At 64.5% G+C, this 23,338-nt stretch carries 21 protein-coding genes; 11 read left to right on the top strand and 10 right to left on the bottom strand.

Going from position 1 to position 23,338, the window contains the following annotated elements:
• Nucleotides 1-82 precede the first annotated feature (82 nt).
• Entirely contained in the window at nt 83-1,408 is a 1,326-nt protein-coding gene (locus tag AMS69_RS13425; protein ID WP_053968581.1) for a divalent metal cation transporter, read from the top strand.
• Nucleotides 1,405-1,956, top strand: coding sequence for a hypothetical protein (locus AMS69_RS13420; RefSeq protein ID WP_053968580.1), 552 nt, complete (start codon nt 1,405-1,407; stop codon nt 1,954-1,956). The genes AMS69_RS13425 and AMS69_RS13420 overlap by 4 nt, the downstream gene beginning before the upstream one ends.
• A gap of 29 nt (nt 1,957-1,985) precedes the next feature.
• On the opposite strand, the gene AMS69_RS13415 is transcribed toward AMS69_RS13420, so the two are convergent.
• From AMS69_RS13415 to AMS69_RS13410, 3 genes are all read right to left on the bottom strand, one after another.
• A complete protein-coding gene (locus tag AMS69_RS13415) occupies nt 1,986-2,234 on the bottom strand; it encodes a DUF7861 family protein (RefSeq protein ID WP_053968579.1) in 249 nt (82 codons plus the stop codon).
• Between the two features lie 20 nt (nt 2,235-2,254).
• The gene (locus tag AMS69_RS20675) at nt 2,255-2,410 is read right to left on the bottom strand and encodes a hypothetical protein (protein WP_170083780.1); all 156 of its coding nucleotides are present in this window, start codon (nt 2,408-2,410) and stop codon (nt 2,255-2,257) included.
• Nucleotides 2,411-2,490: 80 nt separating this feature from the next.
• Nucleotides 2,491-4,407 carry a beta-CASP ribonuclease aCPSF1 gene (locus AMS69_RS13410; protein ID WP_053968578.1) on the bottom strand — a complete coding sequence of 639 codons (1,917 nt, stop codon included), beginning with the start codon at nt 4,405-4,407 and terminating at the stop codon, nt 2,491-2,493.
• Nucleotides 4,408-4,675: 268 nt separating this feature from the next.
• On the opposite strand from AMS69_RS13410, the gene AMS69_RS13405 reads away from it, so the two are divergent.
• The gene (locus tag AMS69_RS13405) at nt 4,676-5,158 is read left to right on the top strand and encodes a hypothetical protein (protein WP_053968577.1); all 483 of its coding nucleotides are present in this window, start codon (nt 4,676-4,678) and stop codon (nt 5,156-5,158) included.
• 290 nt (nt 5,159-5,448) lie between these two features.
• Here the strand turns inward: AMS69_RS13405 and AMS69_RS13400 are convergent, their stop codons facing one another.
• The 4 genes from AMS69_RS13400 to AMS69_RS13385 form a co-directional block, all read right to left on the bottom strand.
• Nucleotides 5,449-6,507 carry a DUF7350 domain-containing protein gene (locus AMS69_RS13400; RefSeq protein WP_053968576.1) on the bottom strand — a complete coding sequence of 353 codons (1,059 nt, stop codon included), beginning with the start codon at nt 6,505-6,507 and terminating at the stop codon, nt 5,449-5,451.
• 79 nt (nt 6,508-6,586) lie between these two features.
• Nucleotides 6,587-7,855, bottom strand: a complete 1,269-nt coding sequence (locus tag AMS69_RS13395) for a DUF7405 family protein (protein WP_053968575.1) — start codon at nt 7,853-7,855, stop codon at nt 6,587-6,589.
• Between the two features lie 75 nt (nt 7,856-7,930).
• The gene (locus AMS69_RS13390) at nt 7,931-8,434 is read right to left on the bottom strand and encodes a winged helix-turn-helix transcriptional regulator (protein WP_053968574.1); all 504 of its coding nucleotides are present in this window, start codon (nt 8,432-8,434) and stop codon (nt 7,931-7,933) included.
• A complete protein-coding gene (locus tag AMS69_RS13385; protein ID WP_053968573.1) occupies nt 8,431-8,766 on the bottom strand; it encodes a DUF7471 family protein in 336 nt (111 codons plus the stop codon). Before AMS69_RS13385 ends, AMS69_RS13390 begins: the two co-directional genes overlap by 4 nt.
• Before the next feature lie 81 nt (nt 8,767-8,847).
• Here AMS69_RS13385 and AMS69_RS13380 point away from each other — a divergent pair, with 81 nt between their 5' ends.
• The 3 genes from AMS69_RS13380 (at nt 8,848) to proS (ending at nt 11,984) form a co-directional block, all read left to right on the top strand.
• Nucleotides 8,848-9,570 carry a hypothetical protein gene (locus AMS69_RS13380; protein WP_053968572.1) on the top strand — a complete coding sequence of 241 codons (723 nt, stop codon included), beginning with the start codon at nt 8,848-8,850 and terminating at the stop codon, nt 9,568-9,570.
• A gap of 95 nt (nt 9,571-9,665) precedes the next feature.
• Nucleotides 9,666-10,442 carry an SAM hydroxide adenosyltransferase gene (locus AMS69_RS13375; RefSeq protein ID WP_053968571.1) on the top strand — a complete coding sequence of 259 codons (777 nt, stop codon included), beginning with the start codon at nt 9,666-9,668 and terminating at the stop codon, nt 10,440-10,442.
• 87 nt (nt 10,443-10,529) lie between these two features.
• Nucleotides 10,530-11,984: a proline--tRNA ligase gene (gene proS / locus AMS69_RS13370; protein WP_053968570.1), complete on the top strand. Its 1,455-nt coding sequence runs from the start codon at nt 10,530-10,532 to the stop codon at nt 11,982-11,984.
• Nucleotides 11,985-11,987: 3 nt separating this feature from the next.
• On the opposite strand, the gene AMS69_RS13365 is transcribed toward proS, so the two are convergent.
• Nucleotides 11,988-12,947, bottom strand: a complete 960-nt coding sequence (locus tag AMS69_RS13365; protein WP_053968569.1) for a patatin-like phospholipase family protein — start codon at nt 12,945-12,947, stop codon at nt 11,988-11,990.
• Nucleotides 12,948-13,434: 487 nt separating this feature from the next.
• On the opposite strand from AMS69_RS13365, the gene AMS69_RS13360 reads away from it, so the two are divergent.
• From AMS69_RS13360 to AMS69_RS13350, 3 genes are all read left to right on the top strand, one after another.
• Complete coding sequence (locus AMS69_RS13360; protein ID WP_053968568.1) at nt 13,435-13,848, top strand: CBS domain-containing protein; 414 nt, start codon at nt 13,435-13,437, stop codon at nt 13,846-13,848.
• A gap of 155 nt (nt 13,849-14,003) precedes the next feature.
• Entirely contained in the window at nt 14,004-18,551 is a 4,548-nt protein-coding gene (gene gltB, locus AMS69_RS13355) for a glutamate synthase large subunit (protein WP_053968567.1), read from the top strand.
• Between the two features lie 181 nt (nt 18,552-18,732).
• Nucleotides 18,733-19,704: a prohibitin family protein gene (locus tag AMS69_RS13350; protein ID WP_053968566.1), complete on the top strand. Its 972-nt coding sequence runs from the start codon at nt 18,733-18,735 to the stop codon at nt 19,702-19,704.
• A 124-nt stretch (nt 19,705-19,828) separates the two neighbouring features.
• Here the strand turns inward: AMS69_RS13350 and AMS69_RS13345 are convergent, their stop codons facing one another.
• Nucleotides 19,829-20,389: a type IV pilin gene (locus AMS69_RS13345; protein ID WP_077067802.1), complete on the bottom strand. Its 561-nt coding sequence runs from the start codon at nt 20,387-20,389 to the stop codon at nt 19,829-19,831.
• 211 nt (nt 20,390-20,600) lie between these two features.
• On the opposite strand from AMS69_RS13345, the gene AMS69_RS13340 reads away from it, so the two are divergent.
• Nucleotides 20,601-21,584, top strand: coding sequence for an NAD-dependent epimerase/dehydratase family protein (locus tag AMS69_RS13340; protein WP_202904549.1), 984 nt, complete (start codon nt 20,601-20,603; stop codon nt 21,582-21,584).
• An 89-nt stretch (nt 21,585-21,673) separates the two neighbouring features.
• Nucleotides 21,674-22,732 (top strand): NAD(P)-dependent glycerol-1-phosphate dehydrogenase, encoded by a 1,059-nt coding sequence (locus AMS69_RS13335; RefSeq protein WP_053968564.1) that lies wholly within the window; start codon nt 21,674-21,676, stop codon nt 22,730-22,732.
• Here AMS69_RS13335 and AMS69_RS13330 read toward each other — a convergent pair.
• Nucleotides 22,729-23,247 carry an NUDIX hydrolase gene (locus tag AMS69_RS13330; protein ID WP_053968563.1) on the bottom strand — a complete coding sequence of 173 codons (519 nt, stop codon included), beginning with the start codon at nt 23,245-23,247 and terminating at the stop codon, nt 22,729-22,731. The genes AMS69_RS13335 and AMS69_RS13330 overlap by 4 nt on opposite strands.
• Between the last annotated feature and the right edge of the window lie 91 nt (nt 23,248-23,338).

Raw genomic sequence — 23,338 nt, 5'->3', positions numbered from 1 at the left:
TGTACTGAAGTCGAATTACCGCAGAATACCACCGAACAATATGTCGGCAGTGTTTTGAGGGGGCCTCTCCCAAGCCGGAGGTATGAGTTCGACCGAAACTGTCGATAGTTCGGCTGTTAGCAGGGAGACAATCGGTGACTACGTCGAAGCCATGGGCCCGTCCTGGATTGCGGGCGCAATCGCCGCTGGCCCGGCGACGATTGCCAGCCTCGTCACCGCGGGCGGGGCGTTCGGCTACAGCCTCCTGTGGGTCGTCGTCCTCTCCGCGGGGGCGGGGGCGCTGGCCCAGTACCTCGCGATGCGGCTGGGACTGCTGACCGAGCGGGGCATCGTCGCCGTCGTCGAGGACCACCTCGGCGAAATGTGGGCCTGGCTGCTGGTCGGCGACGCGGTGCTGGCCGCGGGCGTGGCACAGTTGGTCATCATGAAGACCGTCGCCACGGTCTCGGCGACGGTGACGGGCATCGACGCGCGGGTCTGGGGCGTCGCCTGGGCGCTCCTCCTCGCCGTGGGGCTGGCCGGCGGCGGCTACCGCTTCCTGGAACTGGCCGCGAAAGTCCTCGTCTTGCTCGTGGTCGTCGCGTTCGTCGCCAGCCTGTTCGTCGTCCCCATCGACGCCGGCGCGGCGGCGACCGGGCTGGTCCCCTCGGTCCCGTCCGGGAGCGCGCTGGTCGCGGCCGGCATCCTCGGCGGCGCGGTCCACATCACGCTCATCACGATGCACTCCTACACGATGCGGGCCCGTGGCTGGACCCGCGAGGACTACGACCTCGCGACGGTCGACGTCGGGGCGTCCATGCTGGTGGCCTTCGGCGTCTACAGCCTCGCCATCTTCCTGGTGACCGCGAGCGTGCTCACCTCCGGGGACCTGACGACGGTCGGCGCTGCGGAGGCGCTGGGGCCGCTCGTCGGCGACAGCGCCCGCTGGCTGTTCCTGCTCGGCCTCTGGGGCGCTGCCGTGTCGACGCTCGGGGGCAACACCATCGTCCCGCCGTTCCTGCTCGCCGACAAGCTCGGGTGGGGCACTACTATCGAGGACAGCCGCTACCGCGGGCTCCTCGTCGCTGTCGCGCTGCTCTCCGCACCCGGCGCGTTCATCGGCGGGAACGTACTCGGCCAGCTCGTCCTCGTCCTCGCCCTCGGCACCGTCGGCACACCGTTTGTCATCGCCCTCGTCCTCTACCTCCTGAACTCCGACGCGGTCCCGGAACAGAACTCGACGCTGGCCAACGTCGGCGGATTGGCGCTCGTCGCCGTCTCGGGCGGACTCGCCGCGAACTTCGTCGTCGAACAGCTCGGCGGCGGTGTCGGCCCGCTCTCCGGGTTCGTGCTGGCCTTCGCTGTCGCGCTCGCTCTCGCCATGGCCGGCCTCGGCGGGAAGTTCCTGCGGGAGGAACTCCTCGCGTGACCGGCGTCGAGTTCCCGCTGTCCGGGTCGACGCTCGTCACCGGCCCCTCGAACGCCGGCAAGACGCAGACGACCGCCGCCGCCCTCGACGCCTGGCTCGACCGCGAGGGAACCGACGGCGTCGTCCTCGATTTCGCACCGGAACTCGAACGGGACGGGACCATCCTTGGCGGCCGCCTCGACCGATTCGTCACGCTGCCCGAGGCGGTCTGGGTCGGTCGCATCGACGCCAGCGCCCCCCGCGCCGAGAGCGAGACGGCCGACGGGGCGGTCGCGCTCGCCCGCGAGAACGCGCGCCGCGCCGAGCGACAGATGGCCACGCTTCCGGCGAACCCGCGAGCGGTGTTCGTCAACGACGCGACGATTCCGTTCCAGCACGAGGCCGCCGCAGTCGACCGGCTCATCGACTACTGTGACGTGGCGGATGTGGCCGTCCTCAACGCCTTCGACAGCGACGAACTGGGCGTCGACGACCCGGTGTCACGGGCCGAGCGGGACGCGCTCGACCGACTCCGGCGCTTTGCCGACCGGACCGTCGACCTGTCGTAGCGACGGTCAAACCGGAGCAAATGCATTAGCTACTGTCCGCCACGTTTCCGGAACCAGACGCGCTCGCCGACCGGATTTTCGTCGGCATCGATGTCCAGCCGACTGATGAACAGGTCACGAATGGCCATGGTGACGATGAGTTCGGTTGGCTCGCCGGACTCGTCTTCCACAGTGACGACACAGTGGCCGTCTCGCTCCGCTAGCTCGGCGATTGTGCCGACCGTCCAGCGGTCGCGGTGGTGTGACGGCTCCTGTGCGTGAATGCGGTCGTGATTCATGACGACTGCTCCGAGTTATCTCAGCGGTTCCACTCGTAGAACCACCATGCCCCACCGAGCACCATCAGGCCGATTCCGAGTGTCGACGTCGCAGGCTCCGGGATGATAAACAGCACGAGTCCGATGAGTACCATCCCGACCGGTTCGAGCTCGTCGAGATACTGGGTGATGTCCATACGCGGTAGTTCACCCGCCTGCCGTATAGAGGTTCGTCTGGCTATCGGGGAGAGTGAACGAACCCAGAACAGCAACCCGGTCAGCGGAAGCGGAACGTTTCGAGGTTCTCCGGCGCGAAGGTCCGGATGTTCTGGTCGTGGTACAGCGACGAGGAGAGGTCCTGTGTCGCGGATTCGTCGCCGTGGACGCAGAGGATTTTCTCGGGCCGGGGGTTCATCGTCTTCACGAAGTTCTCTAGCCCCTGGCGGTCGGCGTGGCCGGAGAAGCCGTCGACCGTTTCCACGTTCATCTCCATCGGGACAGTCTCGCTGTGCCCGCTACGGCCGACGGGCACCTCGTCGATGCCGCGCTGGATTCGCTTACCGAGCGTCCCCTGTGCCTGGTAGCCGACGAAGGTAAGCGTCGAGTCCGGGTCGGGGGCGAGTTGTTCGAGCCAGGACATGACCGGGCCGCCGGTGAGCATCCCGGACGTCGAGAGGATGATGGCAGAGTCGCCGTCAGCGATTTCCGCCCGTTCCTCGTCGCCGCCGTCGATCGGGTTGAACTGGTCAGCCAGAAACGGGTTCTCGTCTTCGTCGAAGATGCGGTCCTGCAGGCCGTCGCGGAGATACTCGGGGTAGGTCGTGTGAACGGCTGTCGCCTCCCAGATCATCCCGTCGAGATGGACCGGCATCTCGGGGATGTCGCCGTTCCGCATCGCCTCTTCGAGGACGAGCATGAGTTCCTGCGACCGCCCCGCAGCGAAGGTCGGAATGAGAACCGTCCCGTCGCGGTCGTAGGCGTTCTGGACGATCTGCTTGAGCTTTCGCTCCGAGTCCTCTTGGTCGGTCTGGTAGTCGTTGCGGCCGCCGTATGTCGACTCCAGCACGAGCGTCTCCACCCGCGGGAAGTCGTTGACAGCGCCGTCGAACAGCCGCGTGTCGTCGTAGTGGATGTCGCCGGAGAAAGCGACGTTGTACAGCCCGTCGCCGACGTGGAAGTGACACACCGACGAGCCGAGGATGTGGCCGGCGTTGTGCAGCGTCAGTTTGATATCGGGTGCAATATCGGTCACGTCGCCGTACTCCAGCGGGATGGTGTGTTTGATGGCCTCCCGGACCATCTCGGAGTCGTACGGCGGGGTCCGGCCGTCGTCCGCGGCGGTATCGAGGTAATCGAGCGTCAGCAGGCCCATCAGGTCCCGCGTCGGCTCGGTACAGTAGATGGGGCCGTCGTAGCCGTACTCGAACAGCAAGGGGACCAGCGCGGAGTGGTCCAGATGTGCGTGGGTCAGGACGACGGCGTCGATACCGTTCGTCCCGGCCCCGAACGCCTCCGGGATGTCCAGATACGGCTGCTCGCCGTTCGCGCCGGGCTTGTTCCCGCAGTCGATGAGGATTCGCGTATCCGGCGTCGAGAGGATGAACGCGGCGCGGCCGACCTCACGACAGCAGCCAAGCGTCGTGATGCGGACGTACTCGTCGTCGGACATCGGCTCGCGGTGGATCTGCCGGCCGACGCGTTCGAGGATGTCACGACGGTCTTCGCGCTCTTGCTTGAGGAAGTTCCGGACGTTCTCGACTGTCGAGGACTCGATTGGTGGCGTACGAACGACTTCGGGGGTCCACCCGACCTCCTGTGTGATCTCACGCAGGGTCGCGCCGCGCCGACCGATGACGACGCCGGGCTTCTGTGCCTGAATGACGACTTCGCCGGTGTCAGCGTGGAAATTCAGGTCCATGACGCCGGCTTCCTCGGGGATGAGGTCCCGAATCGCCTCCTCGGCCTCGGCTGGCGGGGCCAGCACGTCCGGGTCCGGACGAACAGTGATGCGTTTGCGGAGTTTCGATGCGAGCCGGCGAACGAGGTCGCTGTTCGCGGCAAACTCCTTCGGGTCCCGCGTGTATATAACGAGTTCCGGTCCCTCGTACGTGACATCAGAGACGGAGATCCGGCGCGGGACTTCCTCGTCGATCGTTGCCTTCACGTCTTCGAGTTGCTTGTCTACAGTGCTCATAGCTCAAAACGGGGTGTCATCCCGGTAGCGGGGCCGTCCACGGCTGGTGCGGGCTGACCTGGTGCCGCGGGATGTACGCTCTCTAATAAAGTCATCAGTTATCGGTGAGTTGCCTCCGGACGTGGAGAGATGTCCGGAAAACCGTCCTCTATTTCTCAGTATTCCCCTCGTGTTATAAAAGCCTTCGCAATACGGAGGTCGGACCTGTCCCGCAGCCGCCGTTGCGTGTGCCCACAAGTGGTAAGCGGCCTCCACGTGAGACGCCGGCATGCGATTGACACCTGAAACCGTCCGTGAAGAGTACGACTGGGTGCAGGAACGGAGTGGCGAGGTCGTCCCGCTGATAAACGAAACGAGAGCCCACCTGGGCTCGCAGTTCGGCGTCGACGTTGACACGCTTACAGACGACGCCTACACGGCCGCCATCGACGGGGTGTTCGCCGACGGCGACCGGGCGGTCAACGTCGCCGCGCTGGTCCGCTTACTCCGAAAGCTGGACGTTGCAGGCGATTACCCGGGCTTTGTTGTCGACGAACTCCTCGGCCGCGAGTTAGCAGCGATGATCGCCGGCGAACAGCCGCTCCGGCTGCTTGCGGAAGCGACCTTCCACGTCGCGGACGTGCGAACCCACGGAGCCGATACAGCGACCGCGGGTACTGACGATCTCGATGCCGCGCTCGCGGCCGGGGTCCAGACGCGGGTCCCGGGCTGGCCGTGGCAACAGACCGAGAGCCCATTCGCTGTAGAGTGAGGTCGGCCTTGTTGCGTGTACTTACATCAGGGATTGCTGTCATTTGCGTCGCACGCTGCTGAGCCTGACTGAGGGAAAATACCTTAGTGACAGCTGGAAAATATGTCTCAAATAGGTAATAACATCTGATGTCTAACTCCAAAATACCAGGCCAGTGCCCGAGGTGTGGCTCGGTGAACGTCACCGTAATCAAGGTGGCACCGTCGGACCACGACCGTGGTGACGGATGGGCGACTCGCACGGAATGCGACGACTGTCAGGACTACGTCGAATGGATCGACTGATCGTGGTCAGGTGCCCGAAAATGAGAACGACGGCGTCGTCAGGAACGCCGTCTCGTATCCCTCGTGACGGGACACCTGTGGCGGGGCGATGACGTCGACACCGACAGACGGCTCCTGCGCTGTTGTCTCGACGATGCCTCCGTAGTGATAGCCGAGTTCGGGGTGAACCGCGGCGGTCAGCGCGTCGTCAAACACCGTCTCGCCGTCGGCCTCTACGGTTCCGTCGAGAGACATCATTGGCATGGGAACGCGGTTGTACGGCGTCCGGGCGGAGACGGCGAGATACGACTCCCCCTCGGCGAGGAATGCGGCGTCCTGCAGCCACGTGACGGCATAAACGCCGTCGCTTCCTTTGTCTGTCCCAAGCACGGTTCCGGGCAGCGCAGACACTTCAGGGACCTGTGAGGTCGGCACCATGTCCATGTTCATCAGGTCGACTGCCGCGCGTTCGCCCTGCGTCTCCGGGAACTGTTCGAAGGAGAGTTGATCGCGGGTACTCTGTGCGAAGTCGAATTCAACGGTGGCCTCGCCGGCCTCGCCGAATCGACCGTCGAAGGCTCCGAGCCTCCGCTCATTCATGCCGTTGACGCGAACCGAGAGCTGGTAGACGCCGTCGCCATCGAGCGCGTAGTTGTCGCCGTAGTGAAAGCCCATGTTCTGGGAGATCATCGGCCACGGGGATTTGTCGGCAACCGTCTCGCCGTCACGCTCGATGGTAATCGAGAGCCCGGCCGACACCGGGAGGACCATCTCGGTCTCGGGGTCCCAGACGGTCGCCATCAGGTGGACGCTGTCCTCGCTCCGGATGTCGACCTTTTCGGCCGTCGTCCCGGTCACCGTCCAGAAGCGGTGGGGGAAGGAGTAGCTCAGTCCGACCATGTACTCCCCAGCCTGTGCCATCCCGGCCATCCCCATTCCCTCGGCGTGCGTGGGGCGGTACGTTGCATCGGGGCGGTTCTCGACCAGCGGTGGGGCGCGTGTCGACTGGGAACTCAGCGAACCACACCCCGCCAGGACCGTCGTGCCGGCGAGGCCGGCACTGGCGAGGAACTGTCGTCGATTCATGGACCGCCTTTGGGTCCTCATCTGAAAGACCGTTCTGGTACGGTGGCCGAAAGCAGGACTGCGTGGCTCCGCCTCCCACTTACGCGTCCGGGTTCGCTCGGGGCAGGGAACGTAGTGACCGCGGCGGGAGCAGGTAGTTCCCGCGCCGCGTGACCGTCATGTACTGGAGAATGCCGTTGTTCACCTGCTGACCGACGGCGGACTCGTTAGCGACGTCCGTTCCGTTCATTGCCTGTTTCGTGGCGACGAAGTCGGCGATAGAGCGCTGCAGCGAGAGGAAGTGCAGTCCCGCTTCGCCGCCGTCGGTCGAATCGAAGTCCCGGCGGAGAATGGTCGGTGTTCCGTCTTCCCTGACGCGGGACATCTTCTGTGCGTGACCGACGACGCCCTCCCGCCGGCCGCTGTCGACCACGTCCTCGGGACACTCGCCGGCACCGTTGTCCGTACCGAGGTTCTCGCCGACGCCCTCCACTTTGTCTTCGGCGGCGTGGGCCGGACAGAACATCTTCGAGACGCGCTGGTCCCGGGAATCCTGTTCGTACCACTGCTGGAGTTGCAGTCGGATCTTCGAGAGGTGCTGAGTCGCGCCGCCGGCGAACGGTCCCGAATCGACCGTCACTCGGTCCTCTGAGGCCTGATTTTCCTTGAACCCGGACTTGAATCCCATGAAAAGCGGCGCATCTTCGGGGACCGGGTCGGAGTCCGGAATCCCGTCGACATCCTGATTCTCGGCGGGCAGGCCGGCCCCGACGAACCCCGTCCGGCGCTCCGCCTCACGAAGGACGCCTTCGAAGGTCGCGCTCATTTCATGGTCGTTGGCGCTGTCGCGATTGCCTTTCAGCGCCTCCTCGGCCTCGATGACGACTCGCTCGTCGTCACTGGCGAGATGCAGTAGCGCGTCGGGCGTGTCGAGTTCGGGGTCTTCGAAGGGGGCAAGCGCCATCGGCTCTGGCAGGTCGACGCCAGCCACGTCGGCTTCGAAGCGGTCGAAGTAAGCCGGGCTGTACCCGAGCGTGAACAGCAGCCCCTCGTTGCTCCATTCGTAGGCCCGTTCGAGGTCTCGAAGCGCCGTTTCGACCTGCTCGCGGTCGCCAGCCGACGGTGTCCCGTCCCCGGTGTAGTCCAGTAGCAAGAGGACGTGGTGTCGCGACAGCCGATGATTCCCCGCGTCGTCGGTCGCCAGCAACGCGTCCCAGGCGTGCTGGCGGTCCGGGAGCGACGTGGGGTCGTCGGTTCCTTCGGGTATCGTTCCCGACCCGCGGTCGAGACAGGCGGCCAGCGCCGCGGTGCCGCCGATGGCGACGGCGCTTTTGGCGAACTCGCGTCGGGAAATCCCGCGTTCAGTCATCACCCATTCTATGGCCTGCTTGTCCAATTGGATTGTGGTACGGGACTCGAAAGCACCCCTGCCCGGGCAGTCGAGCTAGCCGCCATCCAAGAGGCGGTCGAGTAACCGGGTGAAGCGATCCGACAGGCGGTCCGATGCCGTGGGGTCGACCGCTGCGAGCAGCTCGACAGTCGAGTCCGGCCGGCAGAGCGCCAGCGTCACTCGTCCCTCGCTCCGACGCTTCTCGACGATATCGTGTTCGATCAGGCCGCTGAGATGGTGTTCGAGCGTACTCCGCGCGATGTCGAGGTGGTCGGCGACTTCGCCGGGGCGAGCGGTTTCGTACTCCATGAGCGCGACGAGAACATCTCTCGCCGTCTCCCGCCGGAGAAAGGCGATGGCGTGGCGCTCCCAGGGGTCGAACGACGATGTGTAGTAGTGTGTGCGCCCGTTGACCGACTCACTGTGAACGCAGTCGAGTCGAGCCAAGTGGTACTGGACCTGTCCCGTTGCGAGGTCCAGCGCCCGTGTTAGCTCTCGGAAGTGGACGCCTGGGTTGGCGTTGATATGCCGGTAAATCCGCGCTCTGGTGTCGTTCATAGTCCCTCCTCGTCGAGGCGCTTCTCGACTGTTCGCGCGTAGTACACTGCGCCGAGGACGAGAGCGACGAAGAGGGTATCCAGCGCGTGTTCGAGGAAGTGGTGTGTCGGTCCCGAGACCAGCGAGAACCCCGACAGCAACGCGACGAGCGGGCGGGCAAACAGCGCGGCGAGCGCGAGTGCAATCAGCAGATATGCACGCGTTCCGCGCTGTCGGTACGCGGCCAGAGCGAGCCCACACAGGACTGCGCCGGCCACAGCAGAGAGGACAATAACGGCGGCAATGTCCCAGCTCCCGGTGCCGAGGTGGCCCCCAGTACTGAGCGGTTTCATCAGGTGTCTACTTCGGAGTCACGACGCCTCAGTTGTTCGGTTTTGCGCGACTTTTTTATCGGACCGCTGAGACGTGGCGGTATGGACTGCATCGGCTTCATCTGCGAGCCTGAACACCCGGTGTTTGGTGCCGTCGCAGAGCGGCTCTCCGCCCGGGGGTTCGACATCCAGTTTCTCCGCCCCGGAAACCCGGTGGCCAAAGCCGATATCGACGATCTGGCTGCACTTGTCAACACGACGCTTCGGCCCGAGTCGTTCAGCGCACTGTGGTACGCTGACAGGACTGGTATCGAGACGTGGAACGGCTTCCTGCCGACAACGGCGCTTGCCTGCCGGCTCGTTGCCCTGCACGGACTGGAGCAGGTCGGTTGTCAGGTCCCAACCGTCTGGTTCGAGAAGCCGAACTGTGACTACATTGCCCGGACTCGCTACTCGTGGGACGGTGTGCCAGCGGACAGCGACGAGGGCGACTTCTATCAGGCCTGTGTTCGGGAGGAACCGGTCGAGTACAAGTACTTCGCCGTCAATGACGGCCGCGAGACTCATCTGCGAGCGATTCAGGTCCGGTCGGAGGTGTCCGGGCTGGACTGCGTCATCAACGAGGAAACTGTCGAGGTGACGCTCGCGGCCCGCGTCCGGGAGCTGCTGGACCGTTTTGGCGCGCGGGCGCTCTGCGTCGAGTTCGTCGAAAGCGAATCGGAAGTGTATGCACAGGCTGTCGACCCCGTTCCGGGATTCACTGGGACCGGCATGGAACGCCGCGTCGCCGACTCTATCGCCTCGCTGACGACGATTGGGGCCTGAGCGGACGGTGCCGCCGGACACATTCGACACCGTTCCCTGTCATCAAGGCACAAGATTATACAGGCGCACCGACGTGGTAGCGACCGGAGCTTCACATGAGCACGTTCGTCCATCTCGTCGCGGATTACGGCCCGGCTGACCCGGCCTTTTCGGAGGTCGTCCACCGTCTCACTGCCGCCGACCCGACGATGACCGTCCAGTCGACGGAGGTCCAGCCGTTCTCGACCGTCGCGACGGGCTTTTGGCTCGCACAGCTCGGCGTCCACAACCCCTCCTTCGACGACCTGCTGATTTACTCGAATACGGCACCGCGAACGACGGAATCAACGCCAGAACGGGCCGATACCGGCGGCCCGCTGTGCTACCTCGAACTGGACAACGGCGTTCCCGTTGTCGCTGTCGACGCCGGCTACAACCTCTCGTTTATCGCCGACCACGCCACGACCTTCCGCGAGGTCGAACTGCCGGCCGACACCGGCCAGTTCCGCTCGCGAGACCTGTTCCCGCGGCGCGTCGCCGAAATCGCGAACGGGAACCGCTCGTCGCTGGGCGCGGAGCGGTCGCTCGCGGACGTGCCGGCCCCGCCCGAATCCGTGGTCTGTCACGTCGACGGCTACGGGAACGTCAAGACCTCGATTCGGACCTCGGCGTTCGACCCGGGACGCGACACGGTCGTCGTCGAACTCAACGGCGAGTCCCGTGAGGTCGTTGTCAGGGACGCCGTCTCGGCGGTCCCGGAGGGGGCACTCGCCGTCGTGCCCGGTTCCGCGGGCGGCGGGGACCCCTACCAGGAACTGTTCCTGCGTGGCGGCTCTGCGGCGGCGGCCTTCGGCCAGCCGGAACCGGGCGACGAACTCGCGGTCCGGGCCTGACACTCCCGGACGCCGGCTCCGGTCGGCGTGCCAGCGTCTCAGCACCCTTCGGGGAGTTTATTACCGCCGTGGGCCACGACACACCTAATGAGTGGCGAGCAGGAACTCGGCATCACCGAGAGCAAGGAGCATTCACCCGGCGAGTGGTACGCCGAGGTCGTCCAGAAGGCCGGCCTCGCGGACTACGCCCCCATGGGCGGGTTCATCGTCACGCGTCCCCGTGGCTACGCCATCTGGGAGCGCATCCAGGACAACCTCGACGGCTGGTTCAAGGACACCGGCGTCCAGAACGCCTACTTCCCGCTGTTTATTCCCGAGAGCTATCTGGAGAAAGAGAAAGACGTGGTCGAGGGGTTCGACCCCGAAGTCGCGTGGGTGACCCACGGCGGCCACGACGAACTCGAAGAGCGCCTCGCCGTCCGGCCCACCAGCGAGTCCATCATCGCCCCGTTCATGGCGCAGTGGACCCGCTCGCACCGGGACCTCCCGATGCGGCTGAACCAGTGGTGTTCGGTCGTCCGGTGGGAAGCCACCGAGACGAAGCCGTTCTTCCGCACCAAGGAGTTCCTCTGGCAGGAGGGCCACACCGCCCACGCCGACGAGGACGGCGCGTGGGAGGAGACGATGACCCGCCTCGACCAGTACGCCCGCCTCTACGAGGAGGTCATGGCGATGCCGCCGCTGAAGGGCCGCAAGCCGCCCCACGACAAGTTCCCCGGCGCACACACCACGACCACCATCGAGACGCTGATGCCCGACGGCAAGACCGTGCAGGCGGCCACCTCCCACTACCTCGGGACCTCCTTCGGCGAGGCGTTCGACATCACCTACGCCGACGCCGACGAGGAGGAGAACACCGCCCACACCACCTCGTGGGGCCTGTCCTGGCGCGCGATGGGCGCGCTCATCATGACCCACTCCGACGACCAAGGCCTCGTGCTCCCGCCCGCGCTCGCACCCGACCAGGTCGTCGTCGTCCCCATCTGGCAGGAGGACAACAAGGACGAGGTCATCGACTACGCCGCGGACCTCGCCGCCGAACTCGACGAGGCCGGCGTCCGCGTCGAACTCGACGACCGCGAACACCGCAATCCCGGCTTCAAGTACAACGAGCACGAACTCCACGGCGTCCCGCTCCGCGTCGAAATCGGCCCCCACGAGGTCGAGGACGGCGAAGCGACGCTCGTTCACCGCCCCGACGGCGAGAACGCCACGGTCGACCGCGAGGGCATCGCCGAGACGGTCGAGGAGCACCTCGACACCGTCCACGCCAAACTGTACGCCGAGGCCGAGGAGACGCTGGAAGGCGAAATCCGAGAGGCGGAGTCCCGTGAGGAGATTCTCGGCACCATCGGCCAGCACGGCGGCTACGTGAAATGTGGCTGGTGTGGCGACGAGGACTGCGAGGAGCCGATCAAGGAGGCCATCGCGGCCGAAATCGTGATGGTCCCGCTGGACCGCGACGAGGAGCCGATCCACGACGACTGCGCTATCTGCGGCGAGGACGCAGAAGAGACGGCGTACTTCGCGAAGAGTTACTGAGGTCTACTCCGGCAATCGGTCCAGAAACGCGTCGGCTTCGGCCCGGCCCGTTTCCATGAGATCTTCGATGAACCGGGGGTCGCGGTCGCGTTTCGAGGCTGCTGTCAGCGTTTTATCGAGTTGCAGTCGCCGTATCTCCACGTGTTTGAAATCGTCCGGGAGATACCCTTTTTCCACCCAGTCGTTGACTTTCCGGACGAAGAACAGCTCCTGATTCAGCGAGAGATTCCCGGATAGTTCCTGCCGGCGGTCGGTGATCTCTGCCAGCGATGTCGGCCGGTCGTCGCGGGTCTGTGGCTCGATCTGGATGACCCAGATCTCGTCCGGTTTCGGCCGGTCGCTGGTCAGGAACTCCCGAATCGGCGGGTTCTGCGAGAACAGGCCGTCCCAGTGCCAGTGGCCGTTCAGTTCGACGGCCTCGTACAGCAGCGGGAACGCGGCCGAGGCAAGCACCGCTTTCGGCGTGATGGCATCGTCGGTGAACGTCTCGAACACGCCGCTGTTGACGTTGACCGTGCCGATGGTCACATGTGGCGGTGCCTCGTCGGTGAGGCTGTCGAACTCCTCGAACGCGATGTGGCGGTCAAGCAGCGACAGGTACCAATCGTGGCCGACAGCGCCCGGCGTCGCGTAGGGCGAGATATCGGCCGCGGGGAGCATTCGGTTCTGCAGTCGTTTGTGCCACACGAGAGATTCGTTCAGCAGGAACGAAGGCGGTGTTGTTGCGGCGACATCACACCAGACATCTTCGAGTAGCTCCCCGGCATGGTCGGGGCCGTCACTGAGCAGGCCATACCAAGCCCTGACTGCGCACAGAGCGCCGCCGGAGGTGCCACTCAGTCCAACGAGATCGTACTCTGTGTCGACCGCTGGCAGGAGTCGCTGCAGCGCACCGGCGGTAAACGCACTGTGGCTGCCGCCGCCCTGACAGGCGATGGCGACGCTGGGGCCATGACCAGACATGGTTTAATTCATATAGGAAGAGCTTGCATAGATAAGTGCCGGCCCACCGATACTGCCGGCTGTCCGCCCGTGAAAATGTGTTGCTACCGAGAGGTGGCACGCGTCTTCATCACGGCACAGCCAGTAGTATGAAGGAAGGATGGGGTCGGGGAGCGTGTGACATTTTCCTCCGTGCCCCCGATGACCACTGCTGTCCCTATGTATATAAATCGCCGTCAGACTAGGGTCATACAAACGCCAAACGGCGAACAGATACCGTCGTGGGAACCATAATCCAGCCGATAGTTTCCGACAGCAGTGCGACCTCGATATCCCTGTGGTGGTCGACCAGCAGGCGTGGGCCATCAAGGATAGCGGGCGACTTCTCGGACGGCGGATTCGTCGCGGCAACCGTAGAATATTAAGACCTTATATATTTCTCAGTTGGTGGAACCGACAGATATCCGGAACCAACACGGTTATATCATGGCCCATGTTATCTGCTATCATGGACGACGTATTTGTCGGACGGATTATGTCATCGCCTGTCACCACTGTTGCCGCCGATGCGAACGCGAAAACGGTCGCCAAGCGGATGCTCGACGAGAACATCAGTTCTGTTGTTGTCGCCGCCGCCGATGGAGAGTTGCAGGGGATTCTCACCTCTACGGACTTCGTCGAAATCGCCGCGGAGGGCGGCGATACGACGGAGTTAGCCGTCTCTGACTACATGACGACGGACTTGGTTACAGTAACGGCAAACGACTCCGTCGAGGCGGCCGCAAGTCTGATGCTGGACCATACTGTCCACCATCTCCCGGTCGTCGACGAGACAGAAGGTGTCGTCGGAATGTTAACGACAACTGACATGACGGCCTACGTTTCGGGTATCGAGCAGTCAGCTGCACCTGTGCTCGGTTGAACACCGTGTAAAACCGCCTGCTCTCGGACAACGGTTTATAAATGATGATACAGTTCAAACAATCATGAAGGATATATACTCCCTAATGTGGGGTTAAACAACACTAATACCATTAGGATTACCCTCTTATAGTGGCATCCCCAGTCGTGAAACACATGGTTGAGCGACAGACAGGTCTCTCTGCAGGCGACGCCGGGCTTGCAGAACCTACGGACGAACGGTCGAACTGTGGTGTCGGGGTCGTCATGGACCTCGACGGCGACAGCGACCACTGGGTTGTATCGGACGGACTCGAACTCCTCGACAACCTCGAACATCGAGGGACGACAGGAGCCGAGCAAGATACGGGCGACGGAGCGGGCATCATGCTCCAGATTCCACACGAGTTTTTCACTGCCGAAGTCGACGCCGACCTGCCGCCCGCTGGCGAGTACGCCGTCGGCACGCTCTTTCTCCCGGAAGACGACGAGGTCGCGGAGAGTCTGAAAGATCTCGTCGAGGCGGAACTCGCCGCTGAGGGCCTCGATGTCCTTGACTGGCGCGACGTTCCCACGGACAACAGCGACCTCGGCGCAACGGCGCTGGAATCCGAGCCCGACATCGTCCAGTTTTTCGTCACCTCCGCGACGGGCAAGACCGGTGATGCCTTCGAGAATCAGCTATACATCGGCCGCCGGGCGCTTGAAAACACCGTCGAGGAAGAGAAACCGCCGGGCCACGAGCGGTTCTACGTCGTCTCGCTCGCAACCGATGTCGTCGTCTACAAGGGCCTGCTCAAGGCCGAACAGCTGGAAGACTACTACCCCGACCTCGGTGACGAGCGGATGCAGTCGACGTTCGCGATGGTCCACGCCCGCTTCTCGACGAACACCCTCGGTGCGTGGCACCTCGCGCACCCGTATCGTCGCGTCATCCACAACGGCGAGTTCAACACGATACAGGGGAACATCAACTGGATGCGCGCTCGGGAGACCGACATCCAGAGCGACGAGTTCGAGGGGGACCTAGAGAAGATCAAGCCCATCATCGACGACCCCGAGCAGTCGGACACCGCGAGCGTCGATAACGCGCTCGAACTCCTGCTTCAGGGCGGTCGCGACCTCCCGCACGCGCTCCGAATGCTCATCCCCGAGGCATGGCGCGGCGAGATGAACGACGTGACCGGCGACCGACGCGACTTCTACGACTACCACGCCTCGCTCGTCGAGCCGTGGGACGGGCCAGCGCTCGTCGCCGCGACCGACGGCGACCGCATCGGCGCGGTGCTGGACCGCAACGGCCTCCGCCCGTGCCGCTACGACGTGCTGGAGGACAATACGCTCGTGATGTCCTCGGAAGCTGGCGCGCTGGAACACGACGCAAGCGAGATTCAAGAGCGCGGCCGGCTCCAGCCCGGACAGTGCTTCCTCGCTGACCCCGAGGAGGGACGGGTCATCCCCGACGCGGAAGTCTTCGATGACATCACCGACGACAAGTACGGCGAGTGGGTCGCCGAGGAACAGGTCGATATCGACGACGTGGCCGACCGTGAGGACAACGCGCCACGGGACCCGTCAGACGCGCTCCGGAGCCACCAGGCCATGTACGGTTACACGTACGACGAGGTGGACCACCTCATCGAGCCGATGGCCGAGAAGGGGAAAGACCCCGTCGGCTCCATGGGCGATGACACGCCGCTGTCGGTCCTCTCACAGTTCAACCGCCCGCTGTTTACTTATTTCAAGCAGCTGTTCGCCCAGGTGACGAACCCGCCGCTTGACTACATCCGCGAGGAACTCGTCACCTCACTGGAGTCCCGTCTGGGCCATCAGCGAAACATCCTAGACGAGAGCCAAGGCCACGCCCGCCAGCTCGTCCTGGACTCGCCGATCCTCACCGACGAGGAGACCCAGTCGATCAAGGACCTGGACGCGAACGGCATGTCTACGAAGGTCATCGACATCACCTACGAGAAGGGCAGCGACCTTCGCCAGGCCGTCGAAGACGTACGGGCCGAGGCTGACGCCGCCGCCAAGGAACACGACATCCTCGTCCTCTCGGACCGTGGCGCGGACGAGGACCGTGTGCCGATTCCGAGCCTGCTGGCCGTCGGTGGCATCCACCACCACCTCGTCCGCAACGGCCTCCGCAACCACGTCGGCATCGTCCTCGAGTCCGGCGACCCGCGTGCGGTGCACCACTTCGCGACGCTCATCGGCTACGGGGCCGGAGCCGTCAACCCCTACCTGGCCTACCAGACCATCGAGGACCTGGTGGCCGGCCCGGACGGCGCGGACCTGGCCGACGCCATCGACGCCTACATCACCGCCGTCGAGGACGGCCTCCTGAAGACGATGGCCAAGATGGGCATCTCCACGGTCGAGAGCTACCAGGGTGCCCAGATCTTCGAGGCCGTCGGCCTCTCCTCGGACTTCGTCGCCGAGTACTTCGAGGGGACGACCTGCCGGACCGAGGGCATCGGCATCGAGGAAATCGAGGACGATCTCACCCAGCGTCACGAGGTCGCCTGGAGCGAGGAGGAGCCCGACATGCCCCGCCAGGGCGAGTACGAGTTCCGCTCGAACGGCATCCACCACCAGTGGAACCCCAACACGGTCGGCAAGATTCAGCAGGCCGTCCGGATGGGCGACTACGACATCTACAAGGAGTTCGCCGAGCTGGTCAACGACCAGAACGAGGAGCTCCAGACGCTCCGGGGGCTGCTTGAGTTCGACTCCGACCGCGAGTCCATCCCCATCGAGGAGGTCGAACCGGTCGAGGACATCGTCGAGCGCTTCGAGACGGCGGCGATGTCGCTCGGGTCGCTGTCGCCCGAGATGCACGAGAACAACGCCATCGCGATGAACCGGCTCGGGGCCAACGCCAACACCGGCGAGGGCGGCGAGCCGCCCGAGCGGTTCGACACCGAGAAGGAGTGTACGACAAAGCAGGTCGCCTCCGGCCGCTTCGGCGTCACTTCCGACTACCTCGCGTCGGCCGACGAACTCCAGATAAAGATGGCCCAGGGTTCCAAACCCGGCGAGGGTGGCCACCTGCCCGGCAAGAAGGTCAACGAGATGATCGCCCACGTCCGGTACGCGACGCCGGGCGTCGGCCTCATCTCGCCGCCGCCGCTGCACGACATCTACTCCATCGAGGACCTCAAGCAGCTCATCCACGACCTGAAAGCCTCCAACCCCGAGGCCGACATCAACGTCAAACTGGTCTCCGAGGACGGCATCGGGACCATCGCGGCCGGCGTCGCCAAGGCCAACGCCGACGTGGTCCACATCTCGGGCCACGACGGCGGGACCGGCGCGTCGCCGAAGACCTCCATCAAGAACGCCGGCCTCCCGTGGGAACTCGGTGTTTCGGAGGCCAACCAGATGCTCCGGGCGACCGGCCTGCGTTCGCGCATCAAGGTTACGACCGACGGCGGCATGAAGACCGGCCGCGACGTGGCCGTCGCCGCGCTGCTCGGCGCGGAGGGGTACACCTTCGGGACCGCCTCGATGGTCACCTCCGGCTGCGTGATGGCCCGGCAGTGCCACGAGAACACCTGTCCGGTCGGCATCGCCACCCAGAACGAGAACCTCCGCGAGCGGTTCCCCGGCGAGCCACAGCACGTCGTCAACTACATGACGTTCGTGGCACAGGAACTGCGCGAGATTATGGCCGAACTCGGCTTCGAGACCATCGACGAGATGATCGGCCGGCCGAGCGTCCTGCAACAGCGCGACGACGTGAGCCAGCCCAAGGCCCAGAAGCTCGACCTCTCCTCGGTCATCGCCGAGCCGGCCGACAACGACGGCCGCTACAAACAACGCGAGCAGACCCACGAGGTCGACAAGCAACTCGACTGGGACCTCATCGACGCCGCCGAGGACGCTATCTACAGCGGCGACCCGGTCGCAATCGACGCCGACATCAGCAACGTCGACCGCGCGGTCGGGGCGACGCTCTCGAACCGCATCTCCCGCGAGCACGCCAGCGAGGGCCTCGCGGACGACACCATCCGGGTCGACTTCGACGGCACGGCCGGCCAGTCCTTCGGCGCGTTCCTCGCACAGGGCGTGACGATGGAGCTGACCGGGACGGCAAACGACTACGTCGGCAAGGGCCTCTCCGGCGGGAAGCTCATCCTGAACACGCCGGACAACGCCCCGTTCGACCCGACGGAGAACATCGTCATCGGCAACGTCGCGCTGTACGGCGCGACCCAGGGCGAGGCCTACGTCAACGGCATGGCCGGCGAGCGCTTCGCCGTCCGCAACTCCGGCGTCAAGGGCGTCGTCGAGGGCGTCGGCGACCACGGCTGTGAGTACATGACCGGCGGCGCCATCGTCGTGCTGGGCGAGACCGGCAAGAACTTCGCGGCCGGGATGTCCGGCGGCGTCGCCTACGTCTACGACCCCGACGGCGAGTTCGAAGAGAAGGCGAACACCGGCATGGTGTCCCTGTCCGACACGCTGGAGGGCAAGGACCGCCAGATGATCACCCGACTCGTCGAGAACCACGCCGCCTACACCGACTCAGACCGAGCGGCGGAACTCCTCGATGACTGGGACGCCGAACTGGAGAACTTCACGAAGGTGATGCCCGACGCCTACGCCGAGGTCATCGCCGACCGCGAGCGCGATGACGTGCGCAACGAACCGCCGGCCAAGGCCGCGCCGAGCGCTGAAGCCGCCGAGACTGACTTCATCGCCTCCACCGACGACTGAAGCGCCGCCGGTCGGCGCTTTCGTACACGCCATAGCTACTTTTCTTGTGACCATGATTCGAAGGGACTCCAGCAGCCGCGATGCGAACCCGTGACACGCAACCGCTGGCTCTATAGCTGTCGGGCCAAAGTGCTGGACATGGTCCCCGTACAACCGCCGCCGTATCACATCGGAGCACAGCATGAGTGACATCCCCGGGCCCGATCCCGATTCCGGGTCGGACATCGACATCGATGTCAGCCGAGGCCTTCGCATCGCCGCCAGCGTCGTTGTCGCCCTCGCCGTCGCAACGGCGCTGTTTGGCGGCTATCACCAGGTCCCGGAAGGCCACGTCGGCGTCCAGAAATCGTTCGGTGCGGTAACTGGCGCCGAACTCCAACCGGGCGCACACATTATTGTGCCTGTCAGGGACACCGTCCAGGACGTGGAAATCCGGCCGCGGACCTACACCATGGCCAACACCGAGGGCGAAGGAGACAGGGCGACACAATCGGATGCAGTGACCGTCCAGACGGTCAACGGAACGACGGTCGACATCGACATCACCGTCCGATACAAGGTGGATGAAGCGGACGCGTCAGGGTTCGTCGTTCAATGGCGGACCGTCGAACAGGCAGAAGAGCGACTCATCCGACCGTCCGTCCGGTCGCAACTCCGCGACGAGGCTGCCGGTATCCAGACCAGTGAAATATACACCAGCAGCGGCCGCGAGCGGCTTGGCGAGGCAGCACAGCAAAAGCTCAAATCAGCGTTCGAGGGCGAAGCGCTCGTCCTCGAAGAGGTGCAGGTCCGTGACGTCGACCTCCCGGACTCGTACGACCAGGCGCTCAACGACAAAGAAATTGCAAAGCAGCGCGTCGAAGAGAAGAAATTCGAGATTCAACAGGCCGAACGCGAAAAGGAACGACAGGAGATTCGGGCCGAAGCCGACGCCCGGGTCATCGAAATTCGCGGTGAGGCGCTGCGGGACAATCCGGTCGTGCTGAAACAGCAGTACGTCCAGAGCATCGACGATTCGGATAAGGTCATTCTGGCGACTGACGACGAAGGGACACCGATCATCCTGCAGACTGGCAGGCACAGCGGTGGCAACACTTCGAGTGCCGATACCGGGTTCTCGACAAACGTGACGAACGCGACGGGCGGCAACTGACCGCAGACGCGAGGGTACGCCTCGTTTCGTCTTTTATTTCGCTGTGTCACCTGTCGCTGAGGACCACCGGTCCTTGCACGGCATGGTAGCGATATCGGGACAGGCCGGGCACAGCCCCGTCGAATCAGGCAGTTAACTGCTGTCGAATAATAACCGCGTTTGACGGGGTGTGTACAACTCGGACGGTCACCGTGTCGCCCGACTGCAAGTCACAGTCACCGCCTGCGATCCGGAAGACGATCACGTCTCCGGGGCGGAACTCATCTGTGACCAGTGCCCCGGTATCGTCGGCACCGCGTTCCGTGAGCGAGCCAGTACTCTCGTCGAAGATATCGTCGCCTTCGATGTTGTCACTCTGTGGCCGGTCACCGGATTTCGCCGGGAGATCGACTAACCGCCCGTTCTTTTCAGCCCCGTCGCCGCTACATTCGGCACTGACTGCTACTTCGATCTCCGCGACACGGACGACATCTCCAGCGACGTGCGTGATACGGACGATACCCCCGTCGAACCCATCCTGTGCGGCGAACTCACCCGCCGATTGGCCGACCACAGGCGCGGTGTCATCCAGTTTCTCCGCGAGGCCAAGCGTCGCCACTGACAGCACCGCTGCAAGAACGACAGTTACCGCCACGAGGAGGATAACTGAAATGACCGAGGAGACAGCACGAAACTCACCTGCCACTGGATCTATTACTCGCTGGCTACGTAAAAATATCCGCAACGGGAGCGTCGTGAGATGTCACTCTGAACGGAGAATTCGAGACCTAGCTTGCCGTTCTGCGGAAAAATCGGTTCCCAGTCGCTCCAACAGATAAACGGCATCAATCGACGGACCCGCGGCAGACGCCCACGGTGAGCCACACTGTTTTGCGGATCCCGTCCGAGTACGGTGTATGGACAGTGTCCTCGTCATCGGCGGTGGGCGGTTCATCGGCCGGCACACAGTCACAGAGTTCCGCGACGCAGGCTACGACGTGACGATGCTCACCCGCGGACAGCGCCCGAACCCGTTCGCGGACACCAACGTCGCCCACGTGGGAGGCGACCGAAACGACCGGGAGACACTCGAAGCCGCTCGCGAGCGGGTCGACCCGGACGTAGTCGTTGACTGTGTGGCGTACTTCCCGCGCGACGTGCGGGAAGCGACCGACGTGTTCGCCGACGCCGAGGCGTACGTCTACGTCTCAAGCGGCGCGGCCTACGGCGTCGAGCGGACGCCAAAGCGGGAGGGCGAGACGCCGCTTGCGGGCTGTACCGACGCGCAGGCGACGACTGACAGCCGCGAGACCTACGGCCCGCGGAAAGCCGAGGGCGACCGCGAGGTGTTCGCCGCCGCGGCGGACGGCGTGCGGGCGATGAGTGTCCGGCCGACCGTCGTGTACGGCCCCTACGATTACACCGAACGCTTCGCCTACTGGGTCGACCGCGTGGCCGAGTACGACCGCGTTGTCGTTCCCAGCGACGGCCTCAGTCTGTGGCAGATGGCCTACGTCGAGGACGTGGCGAGTGCGCTCCGTCTCGTCGCGGAACGAGGGACGGCCGGCGAGGCGTACAACGTCGGCGACGAACACGCGCCGACGCTCCGTGAGTGGATCGACCTGCTCGCCGGCGTACACGAGACGGACATCGAGACAATCGGCGTCGGCGAGCGTGAACTCGCGACCGCGGGGCTGGACCCCGACGATTTTCCCATGTATCGCGACTCGCCGCATCTGCTGTCGACGGCGAAGCTCCGCGACCTGGGCTGGTCGTCGACGCCGCATGACACGGCACTGGCCGTGACCGTCGCTGAACATCGGGAGAACGAGCGAACCGGCCGGGAGTTCGGCCCTGACCGAGACACGGAGACTGCGCTCATTGACCGTCTGACCGAGTGACCGCTACGCTCGGCTGCATGAAACAAAATACCCGGTCTCAGTTCATCTGCACCTAAACTGTTTTCACGCGTGCCCGGGGACAGGCAACCATGTTCGAGAAACGTACCTGGATTCGCCTGCCACGGAACGTCGTGGTCGGGCACGGTGTCCTCGGCCGGACAATCGAGGCCGTGAGCGAGCTTCATCTGACCGGCCGGCCGCTCGTCGTCTCCAGTCCGACGCCACACGAGGTCGCCGGCAAGCGGGTCGTCGAACAGTTCGAGGACGCGGGGTACGACCCCTCGGAAATCGTCATTGAGGAGGCCAGTTTCGACGCCGTGCAGCAGGTCATCGACCACGCGTCGGAGATTGACGCGGGCTTCCTGCTGGGGGTCGGCGGTGGGAAAGCCATCGACATCACGAAGATGGCGGCCGACGACCTCGGACTGGGGTTCGTCTCGGTCCCGACGGCCGCGAGCCACGACGGCATCGTCTCCGGCCGCGGGTCCGTTCCCGAGGGCGATACGCGCCACAGCGTCGCCGCCGAGCCGCCACTGGCCGTCATCGCCGACACCGAGGTGCTGGCTGAGGCCCCCTGGCGACTGACCACCGCCGGCTGTGCCGACATAATCTCGAACTACACCGCAGTCCGGGACTGGCAGCTCGCCCACCGTCTCAAAAACGTTCACTACTCAGAGTACGCCGGCGCGCTCTCCCAGATGACCGCCGAGATGCTCGTCGAGAGCGCTGATTCGATCAAACAGGGGCTGGAGGAGTCGTCCTGGATAGTCGTGAAGGCACTTGTCTCCTCCGGCGTCGCGATGTCCATCGCCGGCTCCTCGCGGCCGGCAAGTGGCGCGGAACACCTGTTTTCCCACCAGCTGGACCGTCTCGTCCCCAATGGCGCACTTCACGGCCACCAGGTCGGCGTCGGCTCCATCATGACCGAGTACCTCCACAGCGGCCAGAAAGGCAAGTGGAAAGACGCCAGAGACGCGCTGGCGGCTATCGGCGCGCCGACGACGGCGGATGAACTCGGCATCGACGACGAGACGGTCATCGAAGCGCTGACCACGGCCCACCAGATCCGCGACCGCTACACGGTGCTTGGCGACGGGATGAGCGAGGAAGCGGCGATAGAGGCGGCGACGGTCACCGGCGTCATCTAAACCAGTTCCGCGACCGCGACGTCGCTGGCGTCGTCCCATCGAATCGACGCTTCTGTCTCGTCGACCGCCTCGGTACCGTCGCCGTCGTCGAGCGCAGCACCGTTGATTTTGGCGTTGAACACGATACTGAGTCGGTACACCGTCTCGGCGTTCGAGTCCGACTCGTTTCGCACGCCACAGATGGTCGCCCGAACCGCGTCCTGAACCGTACACTCGACGCCGGCGGTTTCGGTGACGACCCGCTTGACCGCTGCCGCCGGCCGCTCGGCCCCCTGCGTCTGGCCCTTGGGGACCTCCCAGGACCCGTCAGTGTCCCTCAGCAACACGTCACCCGACTCGTTGTGGACGAACGCGTGGACGTCCACCTGTCCCTCTCGTGAGCGCTCGACAGCACGCTGGTACGCTTCCCCACCCACCGAAAAGGTGGTCTGGTCCACCGGTGTCGAGCCGAACTCCTGTTCGAGGCGGGCGAGGCGCTCTTGGACCCGCGCTCGCGAGCGCTCGGCTATCTCCATACGAAACGCTGCTTCGGCATCATGATAAAGCCGCCTGAACGTTTTCGTCGCTTGAAACACCCCTATAAAAACGCCGTGCCGTCGCAGTCGC

This window comes from Haloarcula rubripromontorii (assembly GCF_001280425.1).
Lineage (GTDB): Archaea > Halobacteriota > Halobacteria > Halobacteriales > Haloarculaceae > Haloarcula > Haloarcula rubripromontorii.
Note: the sequence above shows the minus strand (reverse complement) of the source record. Positions and strands in the feature narration are given on the sequence as shown.